Genomic DNA, 24,384 nt, shown 5'->3' with positions numbered 1-24,384 from the left:
ACTAAACCTAATACAATTATAACAGGTCCGATTATTGTCTCTTCTTATTTAGATTTTTTTGGATATTGTTTTTATAAATAGTTTTAGCTTAAAAATATAACATCATTATTGAATCAAAAATTTCAAATGACCAAAAAAATTGTAATACTTGTAGTAATAACAATGACTTTCTTTTCTTGTAAAAAAGAAGAAAAGAAGGTAAATCAAAAATTAAATGTAGTCACCACGACTACCATGATCACTGATCTTGTTAAAAATATTGGAGGGGATCTAATAACTGTCGAGGGCTTAATGGGATCTGGTGTTGACCCTCACCTATATAAAGCTAGTGAAGGTGATGTTACCAAATTAGTTAACGCAGATGTTATCTTTTATAATGGACTGCATCTCGAAGGAAAATTAGTAGAAGTATTTGAGAAAATGGGGAGTCAAAACATAAAAACTATTGCAGTTGGCGAAGTTTTGGACAAAAACACACTTATAGGATCTGACTATTTTGCTTCTAATTATGATCCACATATTTGGTTCAATGTAGACAACTGGAAACAAGTAGCTTCCTTTACCATGAAAAAATTAAAGGAATTGGACCCTAAAAACGCAAACGCTTTTGAAACCAACGGAAAAGCATATCTAGATAAATTAAATCTACTAGAAAATAAGTTAAAAACCACTATAGAAACTTTACCAGAAAACAAAAGAATTCTGGTGACAGCTCATGACGCGTTTAGCTATTTTGGCAAAGAATACAGGTTTAATGTAGTTGGATTACAAGGGCTGTCCACGGCAACAGAAGCTGGTGTACAAGATGTACAAAAGTTAGCAGCCTTTATTATAGAAAACCAAGTGAAAGCGATTTTTGTTGAAACTTCGGTTCCAAAACGTACTATTGAAGCTTTACAAGCAGCTGTAAGGTCTAAAGATCATGAAGCAATAATAGGAGGTACACTATACTCTGATGCCTTAGGAAACCCTGGAACTACAGAAGGAACATATATAGGGATGTTTGAATACAATGTAAACACAATTGTAAATGCATTAAAATAATGAATGACAAAATTGCTGTACAAATAGATGACCTTACGGTAGCTTATAACTACAAGCCTGTATTATGGGATATCGACCTTACTATTCCAGAAGGAGTACTAATGGCGATTGTCGGACCAAACGGGGCTGGAAAATCTACATTGATCAAATCTGTTTTGGATATTATAAAACCTATCGCAGGAAGCGTAAAAATTTACAATAAACCATATAAAAAACAACGATCTCTTGTAGCTTACGTTCCTCAAAAAGGAAGTGTAGATTGGGATTTTCCTACAACTGCATTGGATGTAGTTATGATGGGGACTTATGGAAGCTTGGGTTGGATAAAGAGACCTGGACAGAAGCAAAAAAAAGCGGCTCTTGAAGCTTTAGAAAAAGTAGGGATGTTGGCTTTTAAATCTAGGCAGATAAGTCAACTTTCTGGAGGACAACAACAACGTATTTTTCTTGCAAGAGCATTGGTGCAGAATGCATCGATATATTTTATGGATGAGCCTTTTCAAGGGGTTGATGCTACGACAGAAAAAGCAATTATAAATATTCTAAAAGAATTAAGAAAAGCTGGTAAAACGGTAATAGTAGTGCATCACGATCTACAAACGGTTCCTGAATATTTTGATTGGGTAACATTCTTGAATGTTAAGAAAATCGCAACAGGACCTGTAAAAGATATTTTTAACGATGATAATCTTACTAAGACATATGGAATCAACTATAAGGTAAGTGTTCAACAATAATACTATGGATATTCTTGAGTACATACAACTTGTTTTTACCGATTATACGCTGCGGACTATCACCTTAGGAACTGCAATTCTTGGAGCAATTTGTGGAATGTTAGGGAGTTTTGCTGTCTTAAGAAAACAGAGTCTATTGGGTGATGCTATTTCGCACGCCGCCTTACCAGGAATCGCAATAGCTTTCTTAATTATTGGAGCAAAAAATAGCAATGCATTTTTATTAGGAGCCCTAGTTAGTGGCTTAATAGGTAGTTTCTGGATTCGAGGAATTATCAAAAAGACTCATCTTAAATCTGACACTGCGCTAGGATTAATTCTTTCTCTATTTTTTGGTTTTGGAATGTTATTACTCACATACATACAAAAACTACCAAATGCGAATCAAGCGGGATTAGAAAATTATCTTTTTGGGCAAGCTGCTACTTTGTTAGAAAGTGATGTTTGGATGATGTCATTGGTCACAGGAGTCTGTCTCATCGTACTATTATTATTTTGGAAAGAGCTTAAAATATCATTGTTTGATAGCGATTATACCAAAACATTAGGTTTCAATATTAAATTTTTAGACATACTAATTACCACATTTATTGTAATTGCCATTGTTCTAGGTTTACAAACAGTTGGCGTAGTTTTAATGAGTGCTATGATCCTTGCTCCTGCTGCTGCTGCAAGACAATGGACCAATAGTCTATCCATTATGGTAATCCTTGCAGCTATTTTTGGTGCGTTTTCCGGAGTCCTTGGCACTGCAATAAGTGCTAGTCACAATAATCTATCTACAGGCCCAGTGATCGTTTTAGTAGCAGCGGTATTCGTACTGGTTTCTTTTATATTTTCTCCTGGTCGCGGGCTTTTATTTAGAGAAATACGATTTAGGAAGAACAGAAATGACTTGCAACTTCACAAAACGCTCTCATTTATGTATAATATTGCCAGAGATCATGAAGATATTTCGCATCCTCACGCAATCAAAATATTGAATAACTTCCAAGGGTTCACCAAACGGTCTTTGCAAAAATTAGAAGACAAAGATTATGTAAAAATCGAAGGTAACATGTGGTCGCTGACCACATCAGGATATAAGACAGCTTCAAATCTCTACAATCAGCTAACACAAATGGAAGATGAGTAATGCGCAAATCGAAATACAATTAATCGCTAGTCTTGTAGCTATTGCTTGCGCAATACCAGGAACATTTTTAGTCTTGCGTAAAATGGCATTGATTACAGATGCAATTAGCCACTCTATATTACCTGGAATTGTAATTGGTTTTTTTATTACTCACGATCTATCCTCTCCTCTATTAATTCTTCTTGCCGCATTAAGCGGAGTACTCACAGTAGTCTTGGTAGAATTTATTCAAAAAACTGGTTTAGTAAAAGAGGACACTGCAATTGGGCTTGTTTTTCCTGCTCTATTTAGTATCGGCGTTATTATGATTGCGCAGAATGCTAATGACGTACATCTTGATATAGATGCAGTACTACTAGGCGAACTTGCCTTTGCTCCATTTGATAGACTTATTATAGACACTGTGGACCTTGGTCCTAAATCTTTATGGATTATAGGAACTATCTTATTAGCAACTTGCGGTTTACTTTTTGCTTTTTTCAAGGAATTAAAAGTTAGCACATTTGATGCTGGTCTTGCCGCAGCCTTGGGACTATCACCAGTAGTAATGCACTATGGTTTAATGACCATAGCATCAATAACAACCGTGGGCGCTTTTGATGCTGTTGGGGCTATTTTAGTAATCGCTTTTATGATTGCACCCGCAGCTACTGCATATCTATTAACGAATGATCTAAAAAAAATGATCCTGTTAGCCTGTATCTTTGGTGTTATTTCTGCCATCGCAGGATATTGGGTTGCGCACGGATTAGACACTTCTATTTCGGGATCAATGACTAGTGTGCTCGGTATTTTATTTCTTATAGTATACTTATTTGCTCCTAATAGAGGATATTTTTCTGTTATATATAGACACAGACAACAACGAATAGAAGTTTCTTTACTCACCTTTCTATTGCATTTAGGGAACCACGCAGATGACGAAACAGAAAGACACGTAAAACATCTTAATGAACATATTAATTGGCAAAAAGTAAAATCGAAATCTGTATTGGATTTAGCTCTTAAAAACAATATGATAGAAATCAATAATGATATCGTATCCTTAACAGAAAAAGGACAACATTTTACTACAGAAGCTATCGATTATATTATAACCAACAAGAATTCTGAAATTGAAAAAATGAAAGATCGTTTTTTCTTATTTAGAGGGTAGTAAATATATCTATATACAGGTATTTTTTGTATATTAGAAAAAGTAAATCTTTTGTCTTTCTAATAACTGAAACTAGTTTTGAAAACCCTTTCTTGTTTTATATTCCCGCTACTGTTATTATATACTGCAACCGCTTATTGTCAAGAAAAATTGGTGTATCTGGTAGAAGACGTTCAAAAAAAACATACTGTTATCTACGTTCAAAATGACACAAACCTAGATAAAAGTGTTTTTCTCAAAATAGACCCTATTGGTTATCGAAGACGTGCTCAACGCCCTGTTCTTAAAAATATTCCAGCTAATAGCAAAGTACAAATGTCAATCTTGATTCCGTTAACAGATAAAGAATCCTCTTACACATACAATCTTATTGTTAATGATCAATTAGAAAATATTAATACCAGAAGACAAAAAGAAAAACCAAAAGAAATAAAATCCCAAACTATAGCGAATTATAAACTCTTTATTTATACGGATCAAGATTGTAATAGATGTGATACATTAATTCAAAAATTAAAAGAAAATAAAATAAGATTTTTGGAAGTAGACATCGACAGTAAAAACAACTTACTATCTCCTTTATTTTGGAGAAAAATGCTAAAAGAAGGATATACCAGAGAGAATATTGAACTTCCCTTTGCTAAAAAAAATAAAAAGTTATACTACCCTATTCCAAATTTTGACATTTTAATTGAAGAGATCACGAAAAAACCAGAACGAAAGAAAAGAATAAGTCTTTTTTAATCATACGGAAAACGTAAATAATGTTTCTCGAAATTCATTAATTGTATATAGAAATATAATTCCAAAAGCATTCGTTATTATTGGTTCAAAACAACACAACTTCGGTTTGAATGTTATCTTTATTCAATTCTATAATTCTATACCCAAATGAATTATTATGAACTTTAATCTCATTCAGGTCTTTTTCTACCTGATAGGATGCTGCAGGTGTAATATATTGAATTACATTATTACATTTACGATAATCTTCCATATGATAATGTCCTGAAAAAAGTATGATCTCATTTGGAATCTTTTGTAATAAAGCTTGAATTTTTTCTCTTCCTTGTAAAAAATATTTTTTATCTATAATAGCAGGAATTGGTAAAATAGGATGATGAATAAATAATACTATTTTTTTTGTACTAATCAACTCAGTTTTTAACCATTCTAATTGCTTTTCACTAATTACCTCAGTACTAGAATCTAAAAATATAAGTTTGAAAAAATCAATTTCCTTACTATAAAAAAGTCCATCAACATCGATATTAGTGCTATTTTTATAATACTTTGTTACTTCAGAAAAAAGATCGTGGTTGCCTAAAGAAACGGATAGTTTATAATTTTGCAAAGTTTCAAAAAACCATGAATTAGATGATCCTTCTCCTATATCACCTCCATAAATTACTTCATTAATATCTTTTGAATCAATATCTTCTAAAATAGTCTTCCAATTGTTTCGAGCATTGACCCCTAAAGTTTTAGGGTATTCTTCATCAATATGAGCATCTGTAATATAAGCTATCTTTTTGATCATATCGGTCATTTAACCCTTTGTTATTCAGTTCAAAAAATTCCTTAAAGAATATTTTTATATGCTTCTAGAATATTCTCTATTTTTTCACTTGCTTTTAATGGTCAATACTTTACCTTCTTTTTTTGCATTAGCATCCATAGCTGCACCAATTGCCAATCCAAAAGACATGCCCACTGTCATCCCAAAAGTCATTCCATAAATCAATCCATTAGAACCTCCGAAAACTACTCCAAAAGTCATCCCTAAACTCATTCCCAGGCTCATTCCTAAACTCGTACCAATCGTCATATAATAACCTTCGGATATAAGAGAAAAATCTTTTTTCAAATACCCTGTAAACTCACTGAGTTTTTTCCTGTAGTATTTTTTTCTATTTTCTCTTAGTATATCTATATCAAATGCATCTAATTTACTTTCTATAGCACGTAATTGGTCTTCAGATAAATCTCTATTCTCTAGCTGAGATAAAATACTAATAAATTTCTTATACACCTTTATTTCGGATATATCGTCAGTCTCTGTAACCAAGTTCTTAAAAAATTTAGATGCTTCATCAATAGTCATGGGTATAGCGTTTTAATATTAAAAAGATTTACCTCCTATACAGTTAGTAGCGAAACTATTTAATTTGTTACAATATTAAAAAGAGACTTAACGTATATCTATTACTATAAAATTATATAGAAATATTAAATTTCTTCTGCTAATTAAACTTCATAAAGCACTTTATTCACAATTCTCTAAAAGGATAATGATATGACAGTAGAATTATTTAGAGCCTCAAATTCATCTCAAAAAAACTTATTTTTTTGATCTATTAAATTGCTCTATCAACTCTTTTATTTCATCTTCATCATACTTACGTGAAAAGTGTACAGGAACCGCATTTTTTATTTCACAAGCCTTCATAATCTATGCTGATTTTGAAGCATAACTATAATTATTTTTTCTACCAATTCGCAATCTTCATAAGGAGTACTTTTCATCTCTACCGTAAAGATGTTTTCGTTATTCACCTCATCTTCTACCCTAAATAATCTAGTCCAAAACTATTTTATTAAACAAAAACTGTTCTTTGATAATTAATTCTCTTGTTTTATAATCAGTTCAGACTTATTAGATATCCAAACATTGTCTCCTGTATTATTTTCCGACCTCAATCTTAAATAAATATTTATTTCCTCCTCCGGTAATGATTCAACAAGATTGTTAGAAATCACATTTTCGTATTCAGTATTTCTTGTAGCAAGAACGGAATTACTTATCGTTCTAAAATTAGTAGCATCATACAATTCAACAATTGCACTATTATTACTGTTGTCAGACTTAATACTCGCTGTATAAACAACAGATCTTAATTTACTCCAATTTCTTTTATCAAATTTTATAATGGCTGGATACGTATTTATATAGTTACCAGAAGTACCGGAAGCTCCACCATTATTATTATGAAGTATAATTCTCGTTTCTTTTGAAATTGGATCATCAATTCCCCCACAAACAAATTTGGTTGTTTCTATTTCATTTGTTTCTAAAACAAAATTCGAATTGACATCTAAACCTAACTCTATTTTAATACCTCCATATTGACAGTTTGAGCCAGAATCTTCCTTAGAAAACACTGTTAAGGAATTTAATCCCGAAACACCATTCTCTCCATCCTCTGGTTCGCAACCACTTAATATTAAAACAGATATAAATAAGAAACTTAATTTTATAATATTTTTCATAGTGATCAAAAAAGTGTTTGTGTTATTAACGTTTTATAACTAATTCAGCCTTTCTACCCATATACACAGTCGTACCTTCATTTTCTGAACGTAATCTTAACGATATATCTATTTCTTTTTCAGGAATAGAAGAAATTATATTTTCTGAGATCATTAGTATTCCAGGATAATTGGTACTATTGTTAGTAAGAACACTATTAGCTATAACCTCCCCATCCGTTTCATTAAATAATTCTACAAAACAACTATTATTAGAATTTTCCGAATATATCCAAGCTACATAATAAATTGAAGACGCATTTTCCCAATTTCTTTTATCAAATTTTATTATTTCACCCATTTTCCTTCCTTCTACAGAACTAGTTCCAGACGCACCGGATCCGTTACTAAATAAAACTAGTCTTGTTTCATCTTGATAATCACTATTAAATCCATCACACAAGAAAGTTGTCGTTAACACCTCGCTAGTTTCAAGAATTGCATTTGAATTTAAGTCTAAGCCATTTTCAATTCTAACCCCTCCATTTTCACAATTTGCTCCGCTAGGCTCATCATTTAATATTGTAAGATTACTTAACCCAGGAACACCATCAGTTCCATCTTCCGGAGAACAACTTAACAACATCGTTCCTAACAATACACAAAAAAAATAATTTACTTTTGAGAATCTCATACATTTTAAAATTTAAATATTTATTAGAGTTTAACATATGTATCATTTAGAAGGAAAATGTTACCCTATTATATGCATTTATTGTATAAAAACAGAATATAGGGAATAGGAGTATTTCAAGAACTAACACATTTATATGTCTTCTAATCAAAACATCTTGGTAGTAATTAAATATTATAAATAAAAAACCGCATAATACATATGCGGTTTTTTATTTATAAATTATAGTATTTCTTAAAACTCTCTATTTACATCAAACGCTTCGAGATAATCCTTTACTCGTTGCACAAATTGTCCTCCTAGTGCTCCATTTACGACTCTGTGATCATAGGAGTGTGATAAGAACATTTTATAACGAATACCAATAAAATCTCCATCAGGAGTTTCAATCACAGCGGGCACCTTACGAATAGCTCCTAAAGCTAAAATAGCAACTTGTGGCTGATTGATAATTGGTGTTCCCATAATACTACCAAAAGTACCTACATTAGTTACTGTGTAAGTCCCACCTTGTATATCATCAGGTTTTAAAGCATTAGTACGAGCTCGGTTTGCTAAATCATTTACAGCTTTAGTCATACCAACTAAATTTAGCTGATCAGCATTTTTAATTACTGGCACAATCAAATTACCATCTGCTAAGGCAGCTGCCATACCCAAATTGATATTCTTCTTTTTGATAATAGTATCTCCAGACACAGAAATATTGATCATTGGAAAATCTCTAATAGCTTTTGCTACAGCTTCCATAAAAATTGGAGTAAAAGTTAGGTTCTCCCCTTCTCTCTTCATAAAGTCACCTTTTACCTTCTTTCTCCAGTTCCAGATATTCGTCACATCCGCTTCTATAAACGATTGTACGTGCGCAGAAGTTTGTACCGATTCTACCATATGATGCGAGATCAACTTGCCCATTCTGGTCATTTCTATAATCTCGTCCTCTCCTGATGCAACTACTGGTGATGCTTTAGGGGTTTCTATTTTCTTAACTGGTGCTGTTTTTTGCTCTGTCACTACTGGTACCACAGGAGCAGTAGCAATTTTGCCAGCTTTACGATCTTCTACAAATTGTAAAATATCATTTTTGGTAACTCTACCATCTTTTCCAGTTCCAGATATATTTTCTAATTCGGCTACAGAAACACCTTCTGCAGCAGCGATATTTTTTACTAAAGGTGAATAAAACTTAGAACTTTCTGAAAAATCTGTTTTTGTGGTAACCGTTTCCGTTACTGCAGCAATATCGTTTTCTATAACTTGAGCTGCGGTTTCAGGTGCAGCTACAACTTCTTCTTTAATTTTTTCTGGAGCTGCATCTGCAGCAACTTCTCCTTCTGTTTCAATAATAGCAATTGTTTGACCAACTTTTACTACATCGTCAACATCAAAAAGCTTTTCAACCAATACTCCTTCTACTTCACAAGGTACTTCGCTATCTACTTTGTCCGTAGCAATCTCTAATACTGCATCGTCCATATCGATAGTATCTCCAACTTCTTTTAACCAAGTTGTTATTGTTGCCTCTGCAACACTCTCACCCATCTTCGGAAGTTTAAGCTCAAATTTTGCCATATTCTTAATCAAAGGTATTTATTAGTTATATTTTTTGCGAAATTAATAAAAGTTAAGCTCTTAAATTAATTTTTATTTACTAAAGTTTCTCTAAAAAGTAATTACCTCCCCTTTTCCATCACTGAAATTACTCCCAAGTATAAAATTACATCTTGCTGGTTTGATCTTAAAAGTAATATTTGATTTCTTTAAAACCTGCATTTCTTTTATAATCTCTCCAAAACTTAATAACTCATTGTCAAAGATAAGTTCGTTATTACTATATCCCAAATTCTTTGCAGATTCTAAGGAAATAAACTGTACTTCTTTCTTAAGTACATTACTAAGTTTTTGCTTTAAAATTTCATTTTCAGAGACTAAGTAATAGCAATCGATTATACGCTTTTCTTTATGATAGCTTTTAAATGATTGTATAATAGAAGTCAAACGTATTCCAAAAGAAACAATCAAATCTAAAAACCAATTACTTTTAAAATGTTTTCGATAAAACAATCGCATTGCTCCATAAAAACGTTTGATATATTCTGAATTACGATCAGTACTTTCGCCTTTATAATGAATCACAGGAATTGTTCCTATGTAGTAATTTTGCAATCCTTGTTTTTTCATTTTGTAAGAGAGATCAATATCTTCTCCGTACATAAAATAATCTTCATCGAAACCTCGTACAGAATTATATTCTTCTTTTCTTACTAAAATAAAAGCACCCACTAAGATATCTATATCTCCAATTCCTGTTTCGGATATATGATCTGCGTAATAATTTTTTACTTGCCCTAATTTAATACCAAATAATCGACGAAAAGAAGTTAATGGAGAAGGTACATTTCTCTTACTTTCCGGAAGAAAATTACCCGTTCCATCAATAAGTCTAGGGCCTAACATCCCCATATGAATTAACTTTTCTGATGCTGTAAGAATATTTAAAAAAGTGTCTTCTGCTACTACCGTGTCTGGATTTAAAATACAAACATATTCTCCTTTAGCAATATCAACTCCCTGATTATTCGCTCTTGCAAACCCAACATTCTCTTCATTTTCTATTAAGCATACATCTGGAAAGCGATCCTTCACCATAGTGCAGCTATCATCGGGAGAATTATTATCAATCACAATAATCTCGGCATCTATAACTTTAACAGCTTCCTGAACACTTAAAATACATAGTTCTAAGAAATAACGAACATTATAATTTAGGATGATTACAGATAATTTCAGAAGACTAAATTTAAAAAATGGAACATGTTACGAACTCTTCAAAGCGTTTTCAAAAGGGATTCTATTAATAATACTTCTTCCTAAAGTTACCTCATCTGCATATTCTAACTCGTCATTTACCCCTATTCCTCTAGCAATAGTCGCTATTTTAACCTCCACTCCTTCTAACTGTTTATATATATAAAAGTTGGTAGTATCACCTTCCATAGTAGCACTTAGCGCAAAAATTAACTCCTTTATTGTTCCGGATTTCACTTTTTCTACCAATGTATGTATTTTTAGATCTTGTGGACCTATACCATCCATAGGACTTATTTTTCCTCCCAAAACGTGATATAAACCTCTATACTGACTAGTACTCTCAATAGCCATAACATCCCTAATGTCTTCTACAACACAAACAATATCTTGAATCCTGTTTGGGTTGCTGCATATATCACATACTTCAACATCACTGATACTATGACATTTTTTACAAAACTTCACATCCTCTCTTAAAGTACCTAGCGCTTTTACCAAATGCTGTGTTTGCGTCTCAGGTTGCCGCAAAAGATGCAACACCAATCGCAATGCTGTCCGCTTACCTATTCCTGGCAATTGAGACATTTCGTATACAGCGTTTTCTAATAATTTTGATGAAAATTCCATAGCGATACAAATGTAATAAATAGCAATGAGTATTTAGACAATAGCCTATTACTGTATTTAACAAACCATTCATTCACTATTCAATTGATTAACTCGTAAATTCAAAAAACTAACAAACTCATTGCTATTTATTACATTTACCACAAAAGAAGAAATCATGTTTGATGCACTTTCTGAAGAAACCCAACTAGTATTAGTTATTATAGGAATAGCGTTACTATTTTTTGCCGTGCGATGGAATTCTGGTAGAAATAAAAAGAAATTATACGACCGCTCTACAAGAGATTTTAGGAAGAACTATTTAAAAAAGAAGAAAAAATGAAATTTCCTTGGTTCTGGATTGCCGTATTGATTGGGGCAATTTTTGTTTATTTAAATACGAAAAAAGCGCAGAAGGACATTTCAAATTACAAAAAAGACAACCAACAAAAAACAGATGAAGATATACACAAAGACGGGAGATAAAGGCACAACTGCTCTATTTGGTGGCACTAGAGTCCCTAAACATCATATACGTATTGATAGTTACGGTACTGTAGATGAATTGAACTCTTACATTGGTTTAATACGAGATCAACAAATTGACGAGCTAAGTAAAAAAGTATTGGTTAACATTCAAGACAAATTATTTACAGTTGGCGCCGTTTTAGCAACCGATCCGGAAAAAGCACTATTAAAGAATGGACAAAAAAGGTTGAACATCCCTACCATTTCTATAGAAGACATCACTCTTTTAGAAACTGAAATGGATCGCATGAATGAATCTTTACCACCAATGACACATTTTGTATTACCAGGAGGGCACCAAACCGTGTCATTCTGTCACATTGCCCGCTGTGTATGCAGAAGGGCCGAGCGTTTAGCTACAGCGTTATATGAATTAGAGCCGTTTGAAGAAACAACTTTACAGTATTTAAACCGACTATCTGACTACCTATTTGTACTGGCACGAAAGTTGTCCTACGATTTACAAGCAGACGAGATACAGTGGATTCCTCAAAAAAATTCTTAGTGCTCAAGAAAGCTTGAAAATAAGTTAAGGGTAATACCCGAAAAATCACGTTCTTATAATTATTGTTTAAATAATTAATTTTTTACTTGACTTTTTAAACTAAAAAATTATTTTTGCAAAAAAAATTAAACCAGTAAGCATATGTATTGGACTTTAGAATTAGCATCTTATTTAAGTGATGCACCTTGGCCAGCAACCAAAGATGAGTTAATTGACTATGCAATTCGTACGGGAGCACCGCTAGAGGTTGTGGAAAACCTGCAATCAATTGAAGATGAAGGAGATTCGTATGATTCTATAGAAGAAATATGGCCAGATTATCCTACTGACGAAGATTATCTTTGGAATGAGGATGAATATTAAAAAAATATTTAAATAGTATTAAAAGTCTCGCAAGAGGCTTTTTTTTTGCGTAAATTACGCCACTTTCGCAAGCTATTATATAGCCTGTAAAGCATTGTATAATATTGCCCTTAAGGCACAGAGATTACAATAGATTCGAAGAATTGGAGTTAAACTTAAAACTATCTTTTTTTAAAGGTAAAATAAGTCGGTTTCATTTTAAAATTAAATCTCATTAAAAACACATAACCATAACCATGGGAGTTTTAGATTCTGTATTAAAAGTATTTGTTGGAGATAAATCCAAAAAAGATATAAAAGAAATCCAACCAAAGGTTGAATTGATCAAAAAAGCCGCACAAGGTATAGCCTCTCTTTCTGATAATGAATTACGTGCTAAAACTTTAGAATTCAAAAATACTATAAATGAAGCTCGTGCTGATATCAACAACAAAATTGATACTCTTAAAGAAGAAGCTGATGCCACAGAAGATATCGATAGAAAAGAAGATATTTATGGTGAGATCGATAAATTAAAGAAAGACGCTTACGAAGCAACAGAAAAAATCCTCAACACAATACTACCTGAAGCTTTTGCTGTTATAAAAGAAACTGCTAAGAGATTTGCAGAAAATGATACTATTACTGTAGAAGCTACAGCTTATGATCGCGAACTTTCTGGTACAAGAGATCATATTAATCTTGATGGAGATCAAGCTATCTGGTCTACAAGTTGGGATGCAGCTGGAAAAGAAGTAAAATGGGATATGATACACTATGACGTGCAGCTGATTGGTGGTATCGCATTACACGAAGGAAAAGTAGCAGAAATGCAAACTGGAGAAGGTAAAACCTTAGTAGCTACCCTGCCAGTATATCTTAATGCATTATCGGGTAACGGTGTTCATCTTGTTACAGTTAATGATTACTTAGCACGTCGTGATAGTGAATGGATGGCTCCTATTTTTCAATTCCATGGATTAACTGTAGAATGTATAGACAACCATAGACCTAACTCTGCAGAACGAAGAGCAGCTTATAATGCCGATATCACATATGGTACTAATAATGAATTTGGTTTTGATTACTTACGTGATAATATGTCTCACGCTCCAGAAGATTTAGTACAACGCCCTCATAACTATGCGATTATTGATGAAGTTGATTCTGTATTAATTGATGACGCACGTACACCATTAATAATTTCTGGACCAATACCTAAAGGAGATGTTCATGAATTTGATGAACTAAAACCAAAAATCGCTGATATTGTTGGAGTTCAACAAAAATACTTGACAACAGTTCTTGCTGAAGCAAAAAAACTGATTAAAGAAGGAAACACTAAAGATGGTGGTTTTAAACTATTACAAGTATATCGAGGAATCCCTAAAAATAAAGCACTAATTAAATTCTTAAGTGAAGAAGGAGTAAAAATGTTACTCCAAAAAACTGAGAATTTCTATATGCAGGATAATAATCGTGAGATGCATAAGATTGATGCTGATCTGTACTATGTAATAGAAGAAAAAAACAATCAAATCGATCTTACAGATAAAGGTGTAGATTATCTTTCGGGTAAAGAAAACCCAGATTTCTTTGTATTACCACAAATTGGAATGGAAATCGCTAAGATTGAAAATCTTGGTTTAGCCAAAGAACAAGAAGCTGAAAAGAAAGAAGATCTCTTTAGAGAATATAGCGTAAAGAGTGAACGTATACATACACTGCGTCAGTTATTAAAGGCCTATTCATTATTCGAAAAAGATGTTGAATATGTTGTTATGGACAACAAGGTGAAAATTGTTGATGAGCAAACCGGACGTATTATGGATGGTCGTCGTTATAGCGATGGACTACATCAAGCAATTGAAGCAAAAGAGAATGTAAAGATTGAGGATGCTACACAGACATTTGCTACGGTAACACTTCAGAATTACTTTAGAATGTACGGAAAGTTATCCGGTATGACAGGTACTGCGGTTACAGAAGCAGGAGAGCTTTGGGAAATCTACAAATTAGATGTTGTAGAAATACCTACAAATAGACCAATAGCAAGAAAAGATAAAGAAGATTTAGTATATAAAACTAAGCGTGAAAAATATAATGCTGTTATTGAAGAAGTAACTGAATTATCACGTGCAGGAAGACCTGTTTTAATTGGTACTACCTCGGTAGAAATTTCAGAATTACTAGGTAGAATGCTTACAATTCGTAAAGTGCCGCATAATGTACTGAATGCAAAACTTCACAAAAAAGAAGCTGACATTGTAGCAGAAGCTGGAAATCCAGGAGTTGTTACTATTGCAACGAATATGGCTGGTCGTGGAACGGATATCAAATTATCGGACGAAGTAAAAGCTGCTGGTGGTTTAGCGATTATCGGTACAGAGCGACATGATTCTCGTCGTGTAGATAGACAGTTACGTGGTCGTGCTGGTCGTCAAGGAGATCCAGGAAGCTCGAACTTCTATGTATCTCTAGAAGATAATCTGATGCGTTTATTTGGATCAGAGCGTATCGCTAAGATGATGGATAGAATGGGACTTAAAGAAGGTGAAGTAATTCAGCATTCGATGATCTCTAAATCTATCGAAAGAGCACAGAAAAAAGTTGAAGAAAATAACTTCGGTGTTCGTAAACGATTACTAGAATATGATGATGTGATGAACGCACAACGTGAAGTAGTATACAAACGTCGTTATCATGCTTTGTATGGAGAACGTCTTCGTGTGGATCTTGCAAATATGATCTATGATACTGCAGAAGTAATTACCGAAGGAAACAAAAACGCTCAAGATTTTAAAAATTTCGAGTTTGAGTTAATTCGTTATTTCTCGATGAGTAGTCCTATTTCTAATGAGGAATTTGAGAAAAAGGATACACTAACAATTGCAGGAGAAGTTTACAAAGCTGCTTATGAACATTATCAAGATAAAATGAAGCGCAATGCGGAAGCTGCTTATCCTGTTATCAAACAAGTTTATGAAGATCCTTCTAGCAAGTACGAACGTATTTTAGTTCCGTTTACAGATGGAGTAAAAAGCTTAAATGTTGCAACTAACCTTGAAAAAGCATATGAAAGTGAAGGAAAACAATTAATCACTGACTTTGAAAAAAATATCACCTTAGCTATTATTGATGATGCTTGGAAAACGCATCTTCGTAAAATGGATGAATTAAAGCAAAGTGTACAGTTAGCAGTTCACGAACAAAAAGATCCATTACTTATTTATAAATTCGAAGCTTTCGAATTATTTAAAGTAATGATTGAAGAAGTTAACAAGGATGTTATTTCTTTCTTATTCAAAGGAGAACTACCAACAGGTAATACCCAAGATATCTCTGAAGCTCGACAAGTACGTAGAAAAGATAACCTAGAGACTTCTAAAGAAGAAATCCCTAATATGGATGAACGAGCTGCTCAAAATAGAGCCGCAGGAGAAACACAACAACGTGCCCAAGTAACAGAAACTATCATTAGAGAACAACCAAAAATTGGACGTAATGACAAGGTTACAATTAAACACGTAATGAGTGGCGAAAACAAAACTGTAAAATACAAACAAGCAATTCCTTTAATTGAAAAAGGAGAATGGGTACTTATTTCTGAGTAAACCCTAAAACTTTTAATACGAAACAAAACAACCCTGAAGTAATCTTCAGGGTTGTTTTTTATTTATAATATATCATTTTGGCTAAACCAGCGACTTCCTGTACATTGTAAAAAATAAAAATGGAAGATATCCTACGACAAAAATAAAAGCTCCTGCCAATAGTAGCACCTCAGCGCCCATCCAATGCATCAGCTTAAACAATCCAGACAAACCTACAATAACACCAGAAACACAACCTAAAACAATTTTTAAGCGCTCTGAAAGCGTTCTTGCAATCGCCACTTTATACTTATCAATAGCTAACATTGGAACAAAAATCAATAACAATAACAGAAACCCTGTTATAAAAAGATTATTCGCACCTGGATACCATAACATCTTAAACACAATTCCAGCAGTTAATGTTAACGATCCAATAAATCCAATAAAATACATCAGTTTTTTCATCATAATAATTCGTTTTGAGTTTAATAAAAAAAATGTTTTGCGTTCTAAATCAATTAAACCATTAGGAGCTAATTCTGATATAGCATCTTGTAATGATTGATCAAATGTTTTACCTGTCTTTAGATCACTCTCTACAACACAGCATAAATGATCAACTATATTATCTCGTAGTTCTAATAACTTTAATCCTTGTTTATCAACAAAACTCTTAATCTTTTCTTCTTGTTCACTATTTAATTTCATACAACATCTAGTTTTGGAAAAATAACTTTATTGAGTGTCATCATGAAATCTTTAAGTTCTTCTATGTAATTCACTTTTTCTTCCTCCCCTTTTGAGGTAAGCAAGTAATACTTTCTTACTCTTTTGCCTATATACTCTTCTTCGCAGGATAACAAACCTTCTTTTTTCATTTTCTGCAAAGCTGGATATAGTGATCCATCTTTTAATAATATTTTACCGTCAGACCGTTCCTTTACCTGCTGAAAAATCTCATAACCATACATCCTACCTCGTTCGGATAATAAGTTTAGGATAATCACAGATAAGGTTCCTTTTAAAAGTTCTTTTGAATACATAGATCAAATATACATAAAAATACAATACATCATAATCCTATGTATTAAAATTTAATATTTTAAACATCTAGTTTATATTACAAGCAATCTTTCTGCATATCTATCGTCTTAGTAATAAAGTTTATCATGAAAAAAATCTTCCTATTACTTATCATCTTACTAATTAGTATTTCGTGTAATGATGATGACGAAATAATAGAAATTACAAACATTAGAGTGAATCATTATCAGGATACAGGATTAGTCACTTTTTTTTGGAAATCTAGGTGTTATTACATTAATCCAAGAAGGAGATCAGGTAGGAGAAGAAGAATTTACAAATTCATATAACGGGATAAATGGTTTTGAATATAAATTAGGCTTTATCCATGATTTACAAATTAGTAAAACTCACATATCAAACCCTCCGCAAGACGGTTCAAGTATAAGAATTGACTTGATAAAAGTACTATCCAAAACACCTGTTTCGCCAAATACAGAATTTACAGTACAACTAACAAGGAATCTAACTAATGGAACTTTTAATAACTGGGTAACAGTAGATCAGGAAAACAACTATTCCTTAATCAACTCTTCAATATCTATTGATTGTCAAAATCTATGCCCTGAGCTATCCGACAAAATCAATAATCGAGAACAGATAACAGGCATATTTACTCACGGATCCGAAAATAAATACGTGTTAATGGAAATTATTAACGAATAACATATAGATAAAAATAAAAGCGGGTTCAAATTGAACCCGCTTTACTTTTGTATTTGTTTATCCCCCTTAAACTTCTTACAAATCAGTTAATGTAGCTTGAGTTTCTATAAATTTTTCAACAACCACAGAATCTCCGTTACTATTTTCTAAAATATATAATCCTACTGGTAATTGACTTAAATCTATTTCGTTTGTTGTTTTAGACAAAACGTGAATAGTATCCTTAACTTCAAATAATTTTAACTTATCTCCTTCTTCAAAATCCACCACTACAATGATATCACCTTGTCTTTCAATATTCAATAAGTTTTGATTTGAACTCACATAATTATTGATAAAATCTTGCTCTACATTCACTTCTTCTTCCCCATTAAGATCAGCTACTAAACTTTCGTCTTCAACTATAAAATCTTCTTCTTGTAAAACAACCGCTCCATCAATCACTAATTCTTCTTCCTGACGATTAATTATTAAAGATTTCCCTTCATTGTTTTCTAATAAATAAGAACCAATAGGTAATTGACTTAGATCTATTAAAGAATAAGATTTAGATAAGATATGGTCACCAGTTTCAACTTCAAACAGCTTAAGTTTATCTCCTTCTTCAAAATTCAACACCTCAACAGTTAAACCATCCATATGAACGGTTAATTTGTTATCTTCATTTGCTGAAATAATAAGTGATAAAAATAGACTGAATATTAGGGCTATAACTTTCATTTTTCTGGGGCTTTAAAGTTAAGTTATTACGGCTTTACCATACAAGGATACTGCAAAAAAGCCACGCCACCAACTAGAAATCAGACTTTTAGACGAAATAACCCGGATTTTCGTTCAACTACAAAGGTTTTGTTAATTTTATTTACAAAAAACTGATTATCAGTAATTTATGTTTAAAAAAAATAAAAATAACTGACGAAACGCATTTTAAACCTGCTCAAAAACACAAATTCCTATACATCTTCCTGTATTTTCATAACTAATTAGTCTTTTTTAACATCTTACACTTTCACTCTCCTTATCAAGAATATCACAATGATTAGTTTAAATCTTCAGTAATAAATTGGGGTCAGGACAATTTTGTAAGAAAAACTGTAACTCTTTTTTATTAGAAACTCCCGGATAATCACCAATATTACCTTTCAAGTCTCTAATAATTTGAAAATGTAAATGAGGTGCATAATCACCGTTTACAGTCGCATCACCCAACTGAGCAATTACATCACCGCCATAAAAGCGTTGTCCTATCTCTATCCCTTCAATTGATTTTTTACTTAGATGTCCATATAAAGTATAAAAAATCACTTCCTGTATATTATGTTCTAAAATTATAGTTGGACCATAATCTCCAAAGTTTTTATTATTTCTAAAACTATGAACTTTTCCAGTTAATGGAGCTAATACATCGGTTCCTACATCACACCAAACATCCAATCCTAGATGAATATTACGTTCGGTTTCTGGATCTTGTTGATTAAAATGTTTACTTCTTCTATAGATTCCCCTAGTTTCATTATACCCACCAAAAGCCACTTTAGCTCTAGTAGTAATTAAATATTTGCTTATATAATCTTCAAAAGCCATAGAAGAAGACACATCTATACTATCTAGATTTTTATTGTATATCGACAAATCAATGGACGTATACTCTTCATTTAAAAACTTAGAATCTACTACAGGAATAAAGCTAGAAGACAAACTCTCTATAAATTGAGAAAATGAATTATTTATCATGAGGCATTTTTTGAAATATTATTAGATGTTTTAGAAATCCAATTCTTAGGCAATTGTTTTAGTAAGCTCCTTCTAAATTTATGATAGTCAACAGTAATTGTATGCCTAGGAGTATTAATCTGCTTATAATGAGGATGAGTAATTTCTCGTAAACATAATTTTTTAATATTGGAAGGCATTTTCCAGTCTCCTGTCAGATAATTTGCTAATACCTTACTCTGTAATTCTGATCCAGGCCAAATACATCCTAGGGGTTGGAACATTCCAACAAAAAATAGATTATGAAATTCTTCATGAAACATTTTTAGATATAATGGTACAGGTCCATTACTATAATCAATAAATGAAGAATCAAAAAAAGAATGTTTTAACACATATCCCGTACAAGCAATAATTACATCATAATCTTCTTTGGTTCCATCTTTAAAATAAACCGTTTTTCCATCTAACTTTTCTATATCAACTTTTGGATGTACTTTTCCATGCCTAATTTTATACAAAAGCTCATCATTGATAGTTGGATGTGTTTCTCCAAATTTAGTTTTGACTTCTGGCAAGCCGTATAATTTATTCTTACCAAGCATAATACCTAACAGCTTATCATTAAACCAGCTTCGAATCTTTACGGGTAGCCAAGCGGATCTGGCACCTATAATATCTGAAGGTAATCCAAAAAAGAATTTAGGTATGATTCGATATCCTCTGCGCCAACTAATTGCCGTTTTCTCACTTACTCTACTTGTTTCTACAGCTACATCGCAAGCAGAATTACCTCCACCGATCACCAATACTTTTTTGTTTGCAAAAGGTGCAGCTTTTTTATAAACGTGTGAGTGTAAGAACTCACCAGTAAATTCACCAATATATTTAGGGATTCTAGGAACAGAATGATGCCCATTACAAACTACTAAATCAGTAAACTCTTCTTTTCGTTCTTTTCCTTTCTGTAGTATTGTAATTTCCCATTTACGATCATTTACACGTTTACAGTATTTCACAGTAGTTCCAAATTCGATGTAAGGATAAATATCAAAGTGTTTAGCATACGCTTGAAAATACCCCCTCAATTCATCATGCGAAGGATAATCAGCTACTGTCCTATCAAAATCATCAAAAGTAAAATCTTCATACTGAGACAATGTTTTAGAACTAATAATATGAGTAGTTTCAAAAACACTAGAGTGACTAATATCTTCTGAAAAAATCCAATTACCACCTACATCTTGGTTTCTATCATAGACTACAACCTCTAGGTTTTTATCTTTTAGATTTTTTAGAGTGGTAATACCACTTGGCCCAGCACCTATAATACATATTCTTGATTTCATAAACTATAAACTCTGTTACCCAAAGTAGCTTGTAAAATAAAGAATGTATATAAGTTTAAAAAGTATTTTATGATTTAGATTAAAGACAAGAGCAATTTAAACCGAATATGTCTTATCGATCCTTCTTTTGATTACTGTTATTTGTACCAAAAATAATATAGCAAGAAATATGATACCATATGTTGTCGTAGTATGAAATCTAAAACCCGAAAAAGGATTCTTAAAATCATTTAAACTAAATAAAGAAAGATCAAACTTACTTAAAACCCAAGTACCTTCTGATAAAAATGGTAAAGAAACCAACACCCCTGTTACTATCAAACTAATAATCATCCAAGCCTTTCTAGAAATTAAAGGTTGATATACTAGCGATTGATCTATAGAAGTATTCTGTACTTCGTTCATCACATTTTGCAAAAAATCTACTGATAGATCTTCTACACCTGCTTCTCTTACTAATTTCTTTATATCATTATATTGCTCTTCCATTGCTAGTATTAATTTCTGGTGAAACGTGATACTTAAGTATCGAATATAGTTTTTTTCTACTTCTATATAGTTTTATTTTGATGTTATCTTCTGTAAGCCCAATGATATCTTTAATTTCTTTTACACTTTTCTCTTCAAAATAATATAATGTAATAATAGCGGCTTCCTCTTCAGGAAGCTTAAGAATACTATCAGAAATAATCTGTTTTCGTTCTTTATCCTGTAAATAACTTAATGCATCATTTACATTGGTAACCTCTCCTTCACTTATCTCCTCAATTAATTCTGTGGCAACGAATCGTTTTTTAGTCTTTATAGCATCTAAGCTTTTTCTATATGCAATAGTATACAACCAAGTAGAAAATTTAGCTTCTCCTCTATAGTTAGACAATGATCTATATGCCTTTATAAAAGTATCTTGTGCAACCTCTTCTGCTTCTTCTTTATTTCTTACCATTCTATATATCACAGTATATACCAAATTTTGATAGCGTTCTACCAAGGTCGAAAAAGCATTTGCATCTCCTTCTAACACTTGTTTAATATAATATTGATCTGATTGATGGTTCATTTATACATTAGACGACACTTTTTCATTTCTGGTTACATTCCTTATCTAAAAAGATACAAAATAATTTTTCATCAATTCTGTAACCGTGTCGTTCTAATTGGCGTCATAGATAAAAACGAACAGTTAAATTTTTTAAATCTAAAAATTATGAGTTTTATTGAAGCACTAATACCTTTATCTATATTTGGATGTATTTTTGGTATTTTTTATTTATTTATTACCGCACGTAACAAAGAACGTATGTCTCTTATTGACAAAGGAGCAGATGCTTCTATTTTTTACAGCAGTAAGACGAAAAGAGTAACTCCAATTTGGAAAGTTTTTATTCTTAACTTCTCCCTATTATTAATGGGTATTGGTTTAGGTATTTTTATTGCAGGAATACTACACTATACATTAGGAGTAGATGCAGAAGTAGCGTACCCAGGAACTATATTTTTAATGGCTGGGGCAGGATTATTTACTGGTTTTAAAATGACTAGCAATTTGGATAAATAAACCATTGAATAGTTTATAAAATATAAAGACCTATCATTTCTGATAGGTCTTTCCCCCAAATTCTACTTATTCTATAAAAATAAATAATTAATTTTAATTTTCTAGTTGAACGCTACCGTCTCAGTAAATTCTAAATCAACATCAAACTTCTCTACAACTACTGATTGTCCTCTATCATTTTCTAATATATATTTACCAGTAGACAACTGCGTAAGATCTACAACTTCTGTTGTTTTAGATAAAACGTGAATTTTACCAATCATCTCGAACAACTTAATCTTATCTCCTTCTAAGAAATCTGAAACAGTAATAACATCGCCGTTTCTTGTTATTGCTAAAGGATTTAATTCTGATTGTAAATAGTATTCTTCAAGCTCTTCTTCTACTGTAATATTATCACCTGACATCGACTCGCTATCATATTCTACTATATATTCAGTACCAAGTTCTTTTTCAATTACAATATCGTCTTCGCTTTTTTCAATTACTACAGATTTACCTTTATTATTTTCTAATAAATATCTTCCAGATGGTAGTTGACTAAGATCTATCTGACCTCTTGTTTTAGACAATATATGATCTCCAGTCTCTACCTCAAACATTTTGATTTTGTCTCCATCTTTAAAATCTACAACTACAATAACAAGTCCTTCTCTAGCTATCTGCAGATCATCATCTTCAAATCTAGCATTTAGATTTGTAAGAAAGAATAAACTGAAAATAAAAATTAAAGCCCTCATTTGTCTGGATATTTTATTGTAATATTTTTACGTGATTACCATACAATAATATTGTTAAATTATCGTTCCCCGAAAAAAAACATCAACTTTTAGATCAAACGTTTTCGATTTTCGACAAATGACACAAAAACAGCTGTTTATTAAAATTTTAAAATTTAAACAATTGATTATCAGTGTTTTGTTTTTTGTAAGATTTCAAAAAAAACGATCAAATACACAATATTTAGACGAATAAACCAGATTTCAGTAATCATACTATTATAATTGTCTTAAAAAAACATTAATAATTAGCTTCAAATGTGAATAAATTAACATTTAGACAAGTGATTTACTAATATAAATTTGCTTGATTTTTGATTTACAATCACTTAACACAAAACTCCGGATTTGATAACTTCTCGACGATAACTTTTCGCCCATCCTTATCCACTAGAAGGTATTTACCTGCAGGAAGTTGACTTAAGTCGAAGATTCCTCTTTTAGTTTTATAGGTAATAATCCTACCCGTTCTTAACTCAAATAATTTTACTTTGTCCCCGTCTTTAAAATCGACTACAGTTATGATATTACCAGTACGTTTGACGATGAGGCTTTCGTCATTCCCATTATTTCCAAACAAAACTGTAGCATACATTAAAGAAAAAATTAGTAATAATTTTTTCATAAGCTACTGAAATTAAATTAATTATGATTTGTATTTTCCCACTTTAAATTTACCATAAAAAGAGAGTAGACAAAAGAGTCCTGAAGCTTTTTAGCTTAAGTTTTTATATAATCGATAAAACGCGTAATTAAACAATTAAGCCAATAAAAATGTAGTCTTATTTTTACAAAAAAAAATCTTTGCACGAGTAGAATGTATTAACAAAAAA

General features: G+C 31.9%; 29 protein-coding genes and 1 pseudogene. 14 read left to right on the top strand and 16 right to left on the bottom strand.

What is annotated here, in order from left to right; translation table 11 throughout:
• Positions 1-126 precede the first annotated feature (126 nt).
• The 5 genes from BMY33_RS16455 (at position 127) to BMY33_RS16435 (ending at position 4,816) form a co-directional block, all read left to right on the top strand.
• Complete coding sequence (locus BMY33_RS16455) at positions 127-1,044, top strand: metal ABC transporter solute-binding protein, Zn/Mn family (RefSeq protein WP_091410595.1); 918 nt, start codon at positions 127-129, stop codon at positions 1,042-1,044.
• Positions 1,044-1,781 carry a metal ABC transporter ATP-binding protein gene (locus tag BMY33_RS16450; protein ID WP_091410593.1) on the top strand — a complete coding sequence of 246 codons (738 nt, stop codon included), beginning with the start codon at positions 1,044-1,046 and terminating at the stop codon, positions 1,779-1,781. Before BMY33_RS16455 ends, BMY33_RS16450 begins: the two co-directional genes overlap by 1 nt.
• Positions 1,782-1,785: 4 nt before the next feature.
• Entirely contained in the window at positions 1,786-2,916 is a 1,131-nt protein-coding gene (locus tag BMY33_RS16445) for a metal ABC transporter permease (protein WP_091410592.1), read from the top strand.
• Positions 2,909-4,072, top strand: coding sequence for a metal ABC transporter permease (locus BMY33_RS16440; RefSeq protein ID WP_091410590.1), 1,164 nt, complete (start codon positions 2,909-2,911; stop codon positions 4,070-4,072). Before BMY33_RS16445 ends, BMY33_RS16440 begins: the two co-directional genes overlap by 8 nt.
• A gap of 78 nt (positions 4,073-4,150) precedes the next feature.
• A complete protein-coding gene (locus BMY33_RS16435) occupies positions 4,151-4,816 on the top strand; it encodes a hypothetical protein (protein WP_139195687.1) in 666 nt (221 codons plus the stop codon).
• A gap of 85 nt (positions 4,817-4,901) precedes the next feature.
• Here BMY33_RS16435 and BMY33_RS16430 read toward each other — a convergent pair whose 3' ends face one another.
• The 7 genes from BMY33_RS16430 to recR all read right to left on the bottom strand — a co-directional run bounded on the left by BMY33_RS16430 (position 4,902) and on the right by recR (position 11,453).
• The gene (locus BMY33_RS16430) at positions 4,902-5,612 is read right to left on the bottom strand and encodes a metallophosphoesterase family protein (RefSeq protein ID WP_170837103.1); all 711 of its coding nucleotides are present in this window, start codon (positions 5,610-5,612) and stop codon (positions 4,902-4,904) included.
• Positions 5,613-5,696: 84 nt separating this feature from the next.
• Entirely contained in the window at positions 5,697-6,176 is a 480-nt protein-coding gene (locus tag BMY33_RS16425; RefSeq protein ID WP_091410585.1) for a hypothetical protein, read from the bottom strand.
• A gap of 518 nt (positions 6,177-6,694) precedes the next feature.
• Positions 6,695-7,342, bottom strand: coding sequence for a DUF7151 family protein (locus BMY33_RS16420; RefSeq protein ID WP_027395504.1), 648 nt, complete (start codon positions 7,340-7,342; stop codon positions 6,695-6,697).
• 25 nt (positions 7,343-7,367) lie between these two features.
• On the bottom strand, positions 7,368-8,015 hold the full coding sequence (locus tag BMY33_RS16415) for a DUF7151 family protein (protein ID WP_091410584.1): 648 nt from the start codon (positions 8,013-8,015) through the stop codon (positions 7,368-7,370).
• Positions 8,016-8,249: 234 nt separating this feature from the next.
• Entirely contained in the window at positions 8,250-9,587 is a 1,338-nt protein-coding gene (locus BMY33_RS16410; protein WP_091410582.1) for a dihydrolipoamide acetyltransferase family protein, read from the bottom strand.
• A 90-nt stretch (positions 9,588-9,677) separates the two neighbouring features.
• A complete protein-coding gene (locus BMY33_RS16405; protein WP_342028440.1) occupies positions 9,678-10,787 on the bottom strand; it encodes a glycosyltransferase family 2 protein in 1,110 nt (369 codons plus the stop codon).
• Between the two features lie 45 nt (positions 10,788-10,832).
• Positions 10,833-11,453 (bottom strand): recombination mediator RecR, encoded by a 621-nt coding sequence (gene recR, locus BMY33_RS16400; RefSeq protein WP_091410579.1) that lies wholly within the window; start codon positions 11,451-11,453, stop codon positions 10,833-10,835.
• 121 nt (positions 11,454-11,574) lie between these two features.
• On the opposite strand from recR, the gene BMY33_RS16395 reads away from it, so the two are divergent.
• The 5 genes from BMY33_RS16395 (at position 11,575) to secA (ending at position 16,421) form a co-directional block, all read left to right on the top strand.
• Positions 11,575-11,775 carry a hypothetical protein gene (locus tag BMY33_RS16395; RefSeq protein WP_091410577.1) on the top strand — a complete coding sequence of 67 codons (201 nt, stop codon included), beginning with the start codon at positions 11,575-11,577 and terminating at the stop codon, positions 11,773-11,775.
• Complete coding sequence (locus BMY33_RS23540; protein WP_170837102.1) at positions 11,772-11,918, top strand: hypothetical protein; 147 nt, start codon at positions 11,772-11,774, stop codon at positions 11,916-11,918. Before BMY33_RS16395 ends, BMY33_RS23540 begins: the two co-directional genes overlap by 4 nt.
• A complete protein-coding gene (locus tag BMY33_RS16390; RefSeq protein WP_091410575.1) occupies positions 11,890-12,465 on the top strand; it encodes a cob(I)yrinic acid a,c-diamide adenosyltransferase in 576 nt (191 codons plus the stop codon). The genes BMY33_RS23540 and BMY33_RS16390 overlap by 29 nt, the downstream gene beginning before the upstream one ends.
• Before the next feature lie 141 nt (positions 12,466-12,606).
• The gene (locus tag BMY33_RS16385; RefSeq protein ID WP_006989959.1) at positions 12,607-12,828 is read left to right on the top strand and encodes a DUF2795 domain-containing protein; all 222 of its coding nucleotides are present in this window, start codon (positions 12,607-12,609) and stop codon (positions 12,826-12,828) included.
• Positions 12,829-13,064: 236 nt separating this feature from the next.
• Positions 13,065-16,421 (top strand): preprotein translocase subunit SecA, encoded by a 3,357-nt coding sequence (gene secA, locus BMY33_RS16380; RefSeq protein ID WP_091410573.1) that lies wholly within the window; start codon positions 13,065-13,067, stop codon positions 16,419-16,421.
• Between the two features lie 81 nt (positions 16,422-16,502).
• On the opposite strand, the gene BMY33_RS16375 is transcribed toward secA, so the two are convergent.
• The gene (locus BMY33_RS16375; RefSeq protein ID WP_091410572.1) at positions 16,503-17,111 is read right to left on the bottom strand and encodes a hypothetical protein; all 609 of its coding nucleotides are present in this window, start codon (positions 17,109-17,111) and stop codon (positions 16,503-16,505) included.
• Complete coding sequence (locus tag BMY33_RS16370; RefSeq protein WP_091410570.1) at positions 17,108-17,446, bottom strand: PadR family transcriptional regulator; 339 nt, start codon at positions 17,444-17,446, stop codon at positions 17,108-17,110. Before BMY33_RS16370 ends, BMY33_RS16375 begins: the two co-directional genes overlap by 4 nt.
• A gap of 126 nt (positions 17,447-17,572) precedes the next feature.
• Between BMY33_RS16370 and BMY33_RS23300 the strand changes: the two genes are divergently transcribed.
• From BMY33_RS23300 to BMY33_RS23815, 3 genes and pseudogenes are all read left to right on the top strand, one after another.
• Positions 17,573-17,776, top strand: coding sequence for a hypothetical protein (locus BMY33_RS23300; RefSeq protein ID WP_139195686.1), 204 nt, complete (start codon positions 17,573-17,575; stop codon positions 17,774-17,776).
• Positions 17,718-17,843 (top strand): annotated as a pseudogene (locus BMY33_RS24015) (DUF4377 domain-containing protein); the annotation flags it as partial. The gene BMY33_RS23300 and the pseudogene BMY33_RS24015, both read left to right, overlap by 59 nt.
• 39 nt (positions 17,844-17,882) lie before the next feature.
• Positions 17,883-18,152, top strand: a complete 270-nt coding sequence (locus tag BMY33_RS23815; RefSeq protein WP_244543042.1) for a hypothetical protein — start codon at positions 17,883-17,885, stop codon at positions 18,150-18,152.
• A gap of 75 nt (positions 18,153-18,227) precedes the next feature.
• On the opposite strand, the gene BMY33_RS16360 is transcribed toward BMY33_RS23815, so the two are convergent.
• The 5 genes from BMY33_RS16360 to BMY33_RS16340 form a co-directional block, all read right to left on the bottom strand.
• Positions 18,228-18,872, bottom strand: a complete 645-nt coding sequence (locus BMY33_RS16360) for a hypothetical protein (RefSeq protein WP_091410568.1) — start codon at positions 18,870-18,872, stop codon at positions 18,228-18,230.
• 324 nt (positions 18,873-19,196) lie between these two features.
• Positions 19,197-19,886: a peptidoglycan DD-metalloendopeptidase family protein gene (locus BMY33_RS16355; RefSeq protein WP_091410566.1), complete on the bottom strand. Its 690-nt coding sequence runs from the start codon at positions 19,884-19,886 to the stop codon at positions 19,197-19,199.
• Positions 19,883-21,214 (bottom strand): flavin-containing monooxygenase, encoded by a 1,332-nt coding sequence (locus BMY33_RS16350; RefSeq protein ID WP_091410565.1) that lies wholly within the window; start codon positions 21,212-21,214, stop codon positions 19,883-19,885. Before BMY33_RS16350 ends, BMY33_RS16355 begins: the two co-directional genes overlap by 4 nt.
• 96 nt (positions 21,215-21,310) lie before the next feature.
• Positions 21,311-21,703 (bottom strand): hypothetical protein, encoded by a 393-nt coding sequence (locus tag BMY33_RS16345; protein ID WP_091410563.1) that lies wholly within the window; start codon positions 21,701-21,703, stop codon positions 21,311-21,313.
• Positions 21,687-22,274 carry an RNA polymerase sigma factor gene (locus tag BMY33_RS16340; protein WP_091410561.1) on the bottom strand — a complete coding sequence of 196 codons (588 nt, stop codon included), beginning with the start codon at positions 22,272-22,274 and terminating at the stop codon, positions 21,687-21,689. The genes BMY33_RS16345 and BMY33_RS16340 overlap by 17 nt, the downstream gene beginning before the upstream one ends.
• 147 nt (positions 22,275-22,421) lie before the next feature.
• Here BMY33_RS16340 and BMY33_RS16335 point away from each other — a divergent pair, with 147 nt between their 5' ends.
• Positions 22,422-22,772, top strand: coding sequence for a DUF6249 domain-containing protein (locus tag BMY33_RS16335; protein ID WP_091410559.1), 351 nt, complete (start codon positions 22,422-22,424; stop codon positions 22,770-22,772).
• 101 nt (positions 22,773-22,873) lie between these two features.
• Here BMY33_RS16335 and BMY33_RS16330 read toward each other — a convergent pair whose 3' ends face one another.
• Together BMY33_RS16330 and BMY33_RS16325 are read right to left on the bottom strand one after the other, a co-directional pair.
• Positions 22,874-23,512, bottom strand: a complete 639-nt coding sequence (locus tag BMY33_RS16330; protein WP_091410556.1) for a hypothetical protein — start codon at positions 23,510-23,512, stop codon at positions 22,874-22,876.
• Between the two features lie 364 nt (positions 23,513-23,876).
• Positions 23,877-24,176 (bottom strand): hypothetical protein, encoded by a 300-nt coding sequence (locus tag BMY33_RS16325; RefSeq protein ID WP_139195685.1) that lies wholly within the window; start codon positions 24,174-24,176, stop codon positions 23,877-23,879.
• Positions 24,177-24,384 lie beyond the last annotated feature (208 nt).

Source organism: Aquimarina amphilecti (genome assembly GCF_900109375.1).
GTDB lineage: Bacteria > Bacteroidota > Bacteroidia > Flavobacteriales > Flavobacteriaceae > Aquimarina > Aquimarina amphilecti.
Note: the sequence above shows the minus strand (reverse complement) of the source record. Positions and strands in the feature narration are given on the sequence as shown.

What these genes read in the sequence shown, in the direction of transcription:
- BMY33_RS16350 (WP_091410565.1), bottom strand. Translation starts at nt 21,214, where the DNA reads ATGAAATCAAGAATATGTATTATAGGTGCTGGGCCAAGTGGTATTACC.
- BMY33_RS16440 (WP_091410590.1), top strand. Translation starts at nt 2,909, where the DNA reads ATGAGTAATGCGCAAATCGAAATACAATTAATCGCTAGTCTTGTAGCT.
- BMY33_RS23300 (WP_139195686.1), top strand. Translation starts at nt 17,573, where the DNA reads ATGAAAAAAATCTTCCTATTACTTATCATCTTACTAATTAGTATTTCG.
- BMY33_RS16330 (WP_091410556.1), bottom strand. Translation starts at nt 23,512, where the DNA reads ATGAGGGCTTTAATTTTTATTTTCAGTTTATTCTTTCTTACAAATCTA.
- BMY33_RS16410 (WP_091410582.1), bottom strand. Translation starts at nt 9,587, where the DNA reads ATGGCAAAATTTGAGCTTAAACTTCCGAAGATGGGTGAGAGTGTTGCA.
- BMY33_RS16370 (WP_091410570.1), bottom strand. Translation starts at nt 17,446, where the DNA reads ATGTATTCAAAAGAACTTTTAAAAGGAACCTTATCTGTGATTATCCTA.
- BMY33_RS16390 (WP_091410575.1), top strand. Translation starts at nt 11,890, where the DNA reads ATGAAGATATACACAAAGACGGGAGATAAAGGCACAACTGCTCTATTT.
- BMY33_RS16445 (WP_091410592.1), top strand. Translation starts at nt 1,786, where the DNA reads ATGGATATTCTTGAGTACATACAACTTGTTTTTACCGATTATACGCTG.
- BMY33_RS16425 (WP_091410585.1), bottom strand. Translation starts at nt 6,176, where the DNA reads ATGACTATTGATGAAGCATCTAAATTTTTTAAGAACTTGGTTACAGAG.
- BMY33_RS16345 (WP_091410563.1), bottom strand. Translation starts at nt 21,703, where the DNA reads ATGGAAGAGCAATATAATGATATAAAGAAATTAGTAAGAGAAGCAGGT.
- BMY33_RS23540 (WP_170837102.1), top strand. Translation starts at nt 11,772, where the DNA reads ATGAAATTTCCTTGGTTCTGGATTGCCGTATTGATTGGGGCAATTTTT.
- BMY33_RS16430 (WP_170837103.1), bottom strand. Translation starts at nt 5,612, where the DNA reads ATGATCAAAAAGATAGCTTATATTACAGATGCTCATATTGATGAAGAA.
- BMY33_RS16335 (WP_091410559.1), top strand. Translation starts at nt 22,422, where the DNA reads ATGAGTTTTATTGAAGCACTAATACCTTTATCTATATTTGGATGTATT.
- BMY33_RS16360 (WP_091410568.1), bottom strand. Translation starts at nt 18,872, where the DNA reads ATGAAAGTTATAGCCCTAATATTCAGTCTATTTTTATCACTTATTATT.
- secA (WP_091410573.1), top strand. Translation starts at nt 13,065, where the DNA reads ATGGGAGTTTTAGATTCTGTATTAAAAGTATTTGTTGGAGATAAATCC.
- BMY33_RS16385 (WP_006989959.1), top strand. Translation starts at nt 12,607, where the DNA reads ATGTATTGGACTTTAGAATTAGCATCTTATTTAAGTGATGCACCTTGG.
- BMY33_RS16415 (WP_091410584.1), bottom strand. Translation starts at nt 8,015, where the DNA reads ATGAGATTCTCAAAAGTAAATTATTTTTTTTGTGTATTGTTAGGAACG.
- BMY33_RS16325 (WP_139195685.1), bottom strand. Translation starts at nt 24,176, where the DNA reads ATGAAAAAATTATTACTAATTTTTTCTTTAATGTATGCTACAGTTTTG.
- recR (WP_091410579.1), bottom strand. Translation starts at nt 11,453, where the DNA reads ATGGAATTTTCATCAAAATTATTAGAAAACGCTGTATACGAAATGTCT.
- BMY33_RS16375 (WP_091410572.1), bottom strand. Translation starts at nt 17,111, where the DNA reads ATGAAATTAAATAGTGAACAAGAAGAAAAGATTAAGAGTTTTGTTGAT.
- BMY33_RS16455 (WP_091410595.1), top strand. Translation starts at nt 127, where the DNA reads ATGACCAAAAAAATTGTAATACTTGTAGTAATAACAATGACTTTCTTT.
- BMY33_RS16420 (WP_027395504.1), bottom strand. Translation starts at nt 7,342, where the DNA reads ATGAAAAATATTATAAAATTAAGTTTCTTATTTATATCTGTTTTAATA.
- BMY33_RS16450 (WP_091410593.1), top strand. Translation starts at nt 1,044, where the DNA reads ATGAATGACAAAATTGCTGTACAAATAGATGACCTTACGGTAGCTTAT.
- BMY33_RS16340 (WP_091410561.1), bottom strand. Translation starts at nt 22,274, where the DNA reads ATGAACCATCAATCAGATCAATATTATATTAAACAAGTGTTAGAAGGA.
- BMY33_RS16355 (WP_091410566.1), bottom strand. Translation starts at nt 19,886, where the DNA reads ATGATAAATAATTCATTTTCTCAATTTATAGAGAGTTTGTCTTCTAGC.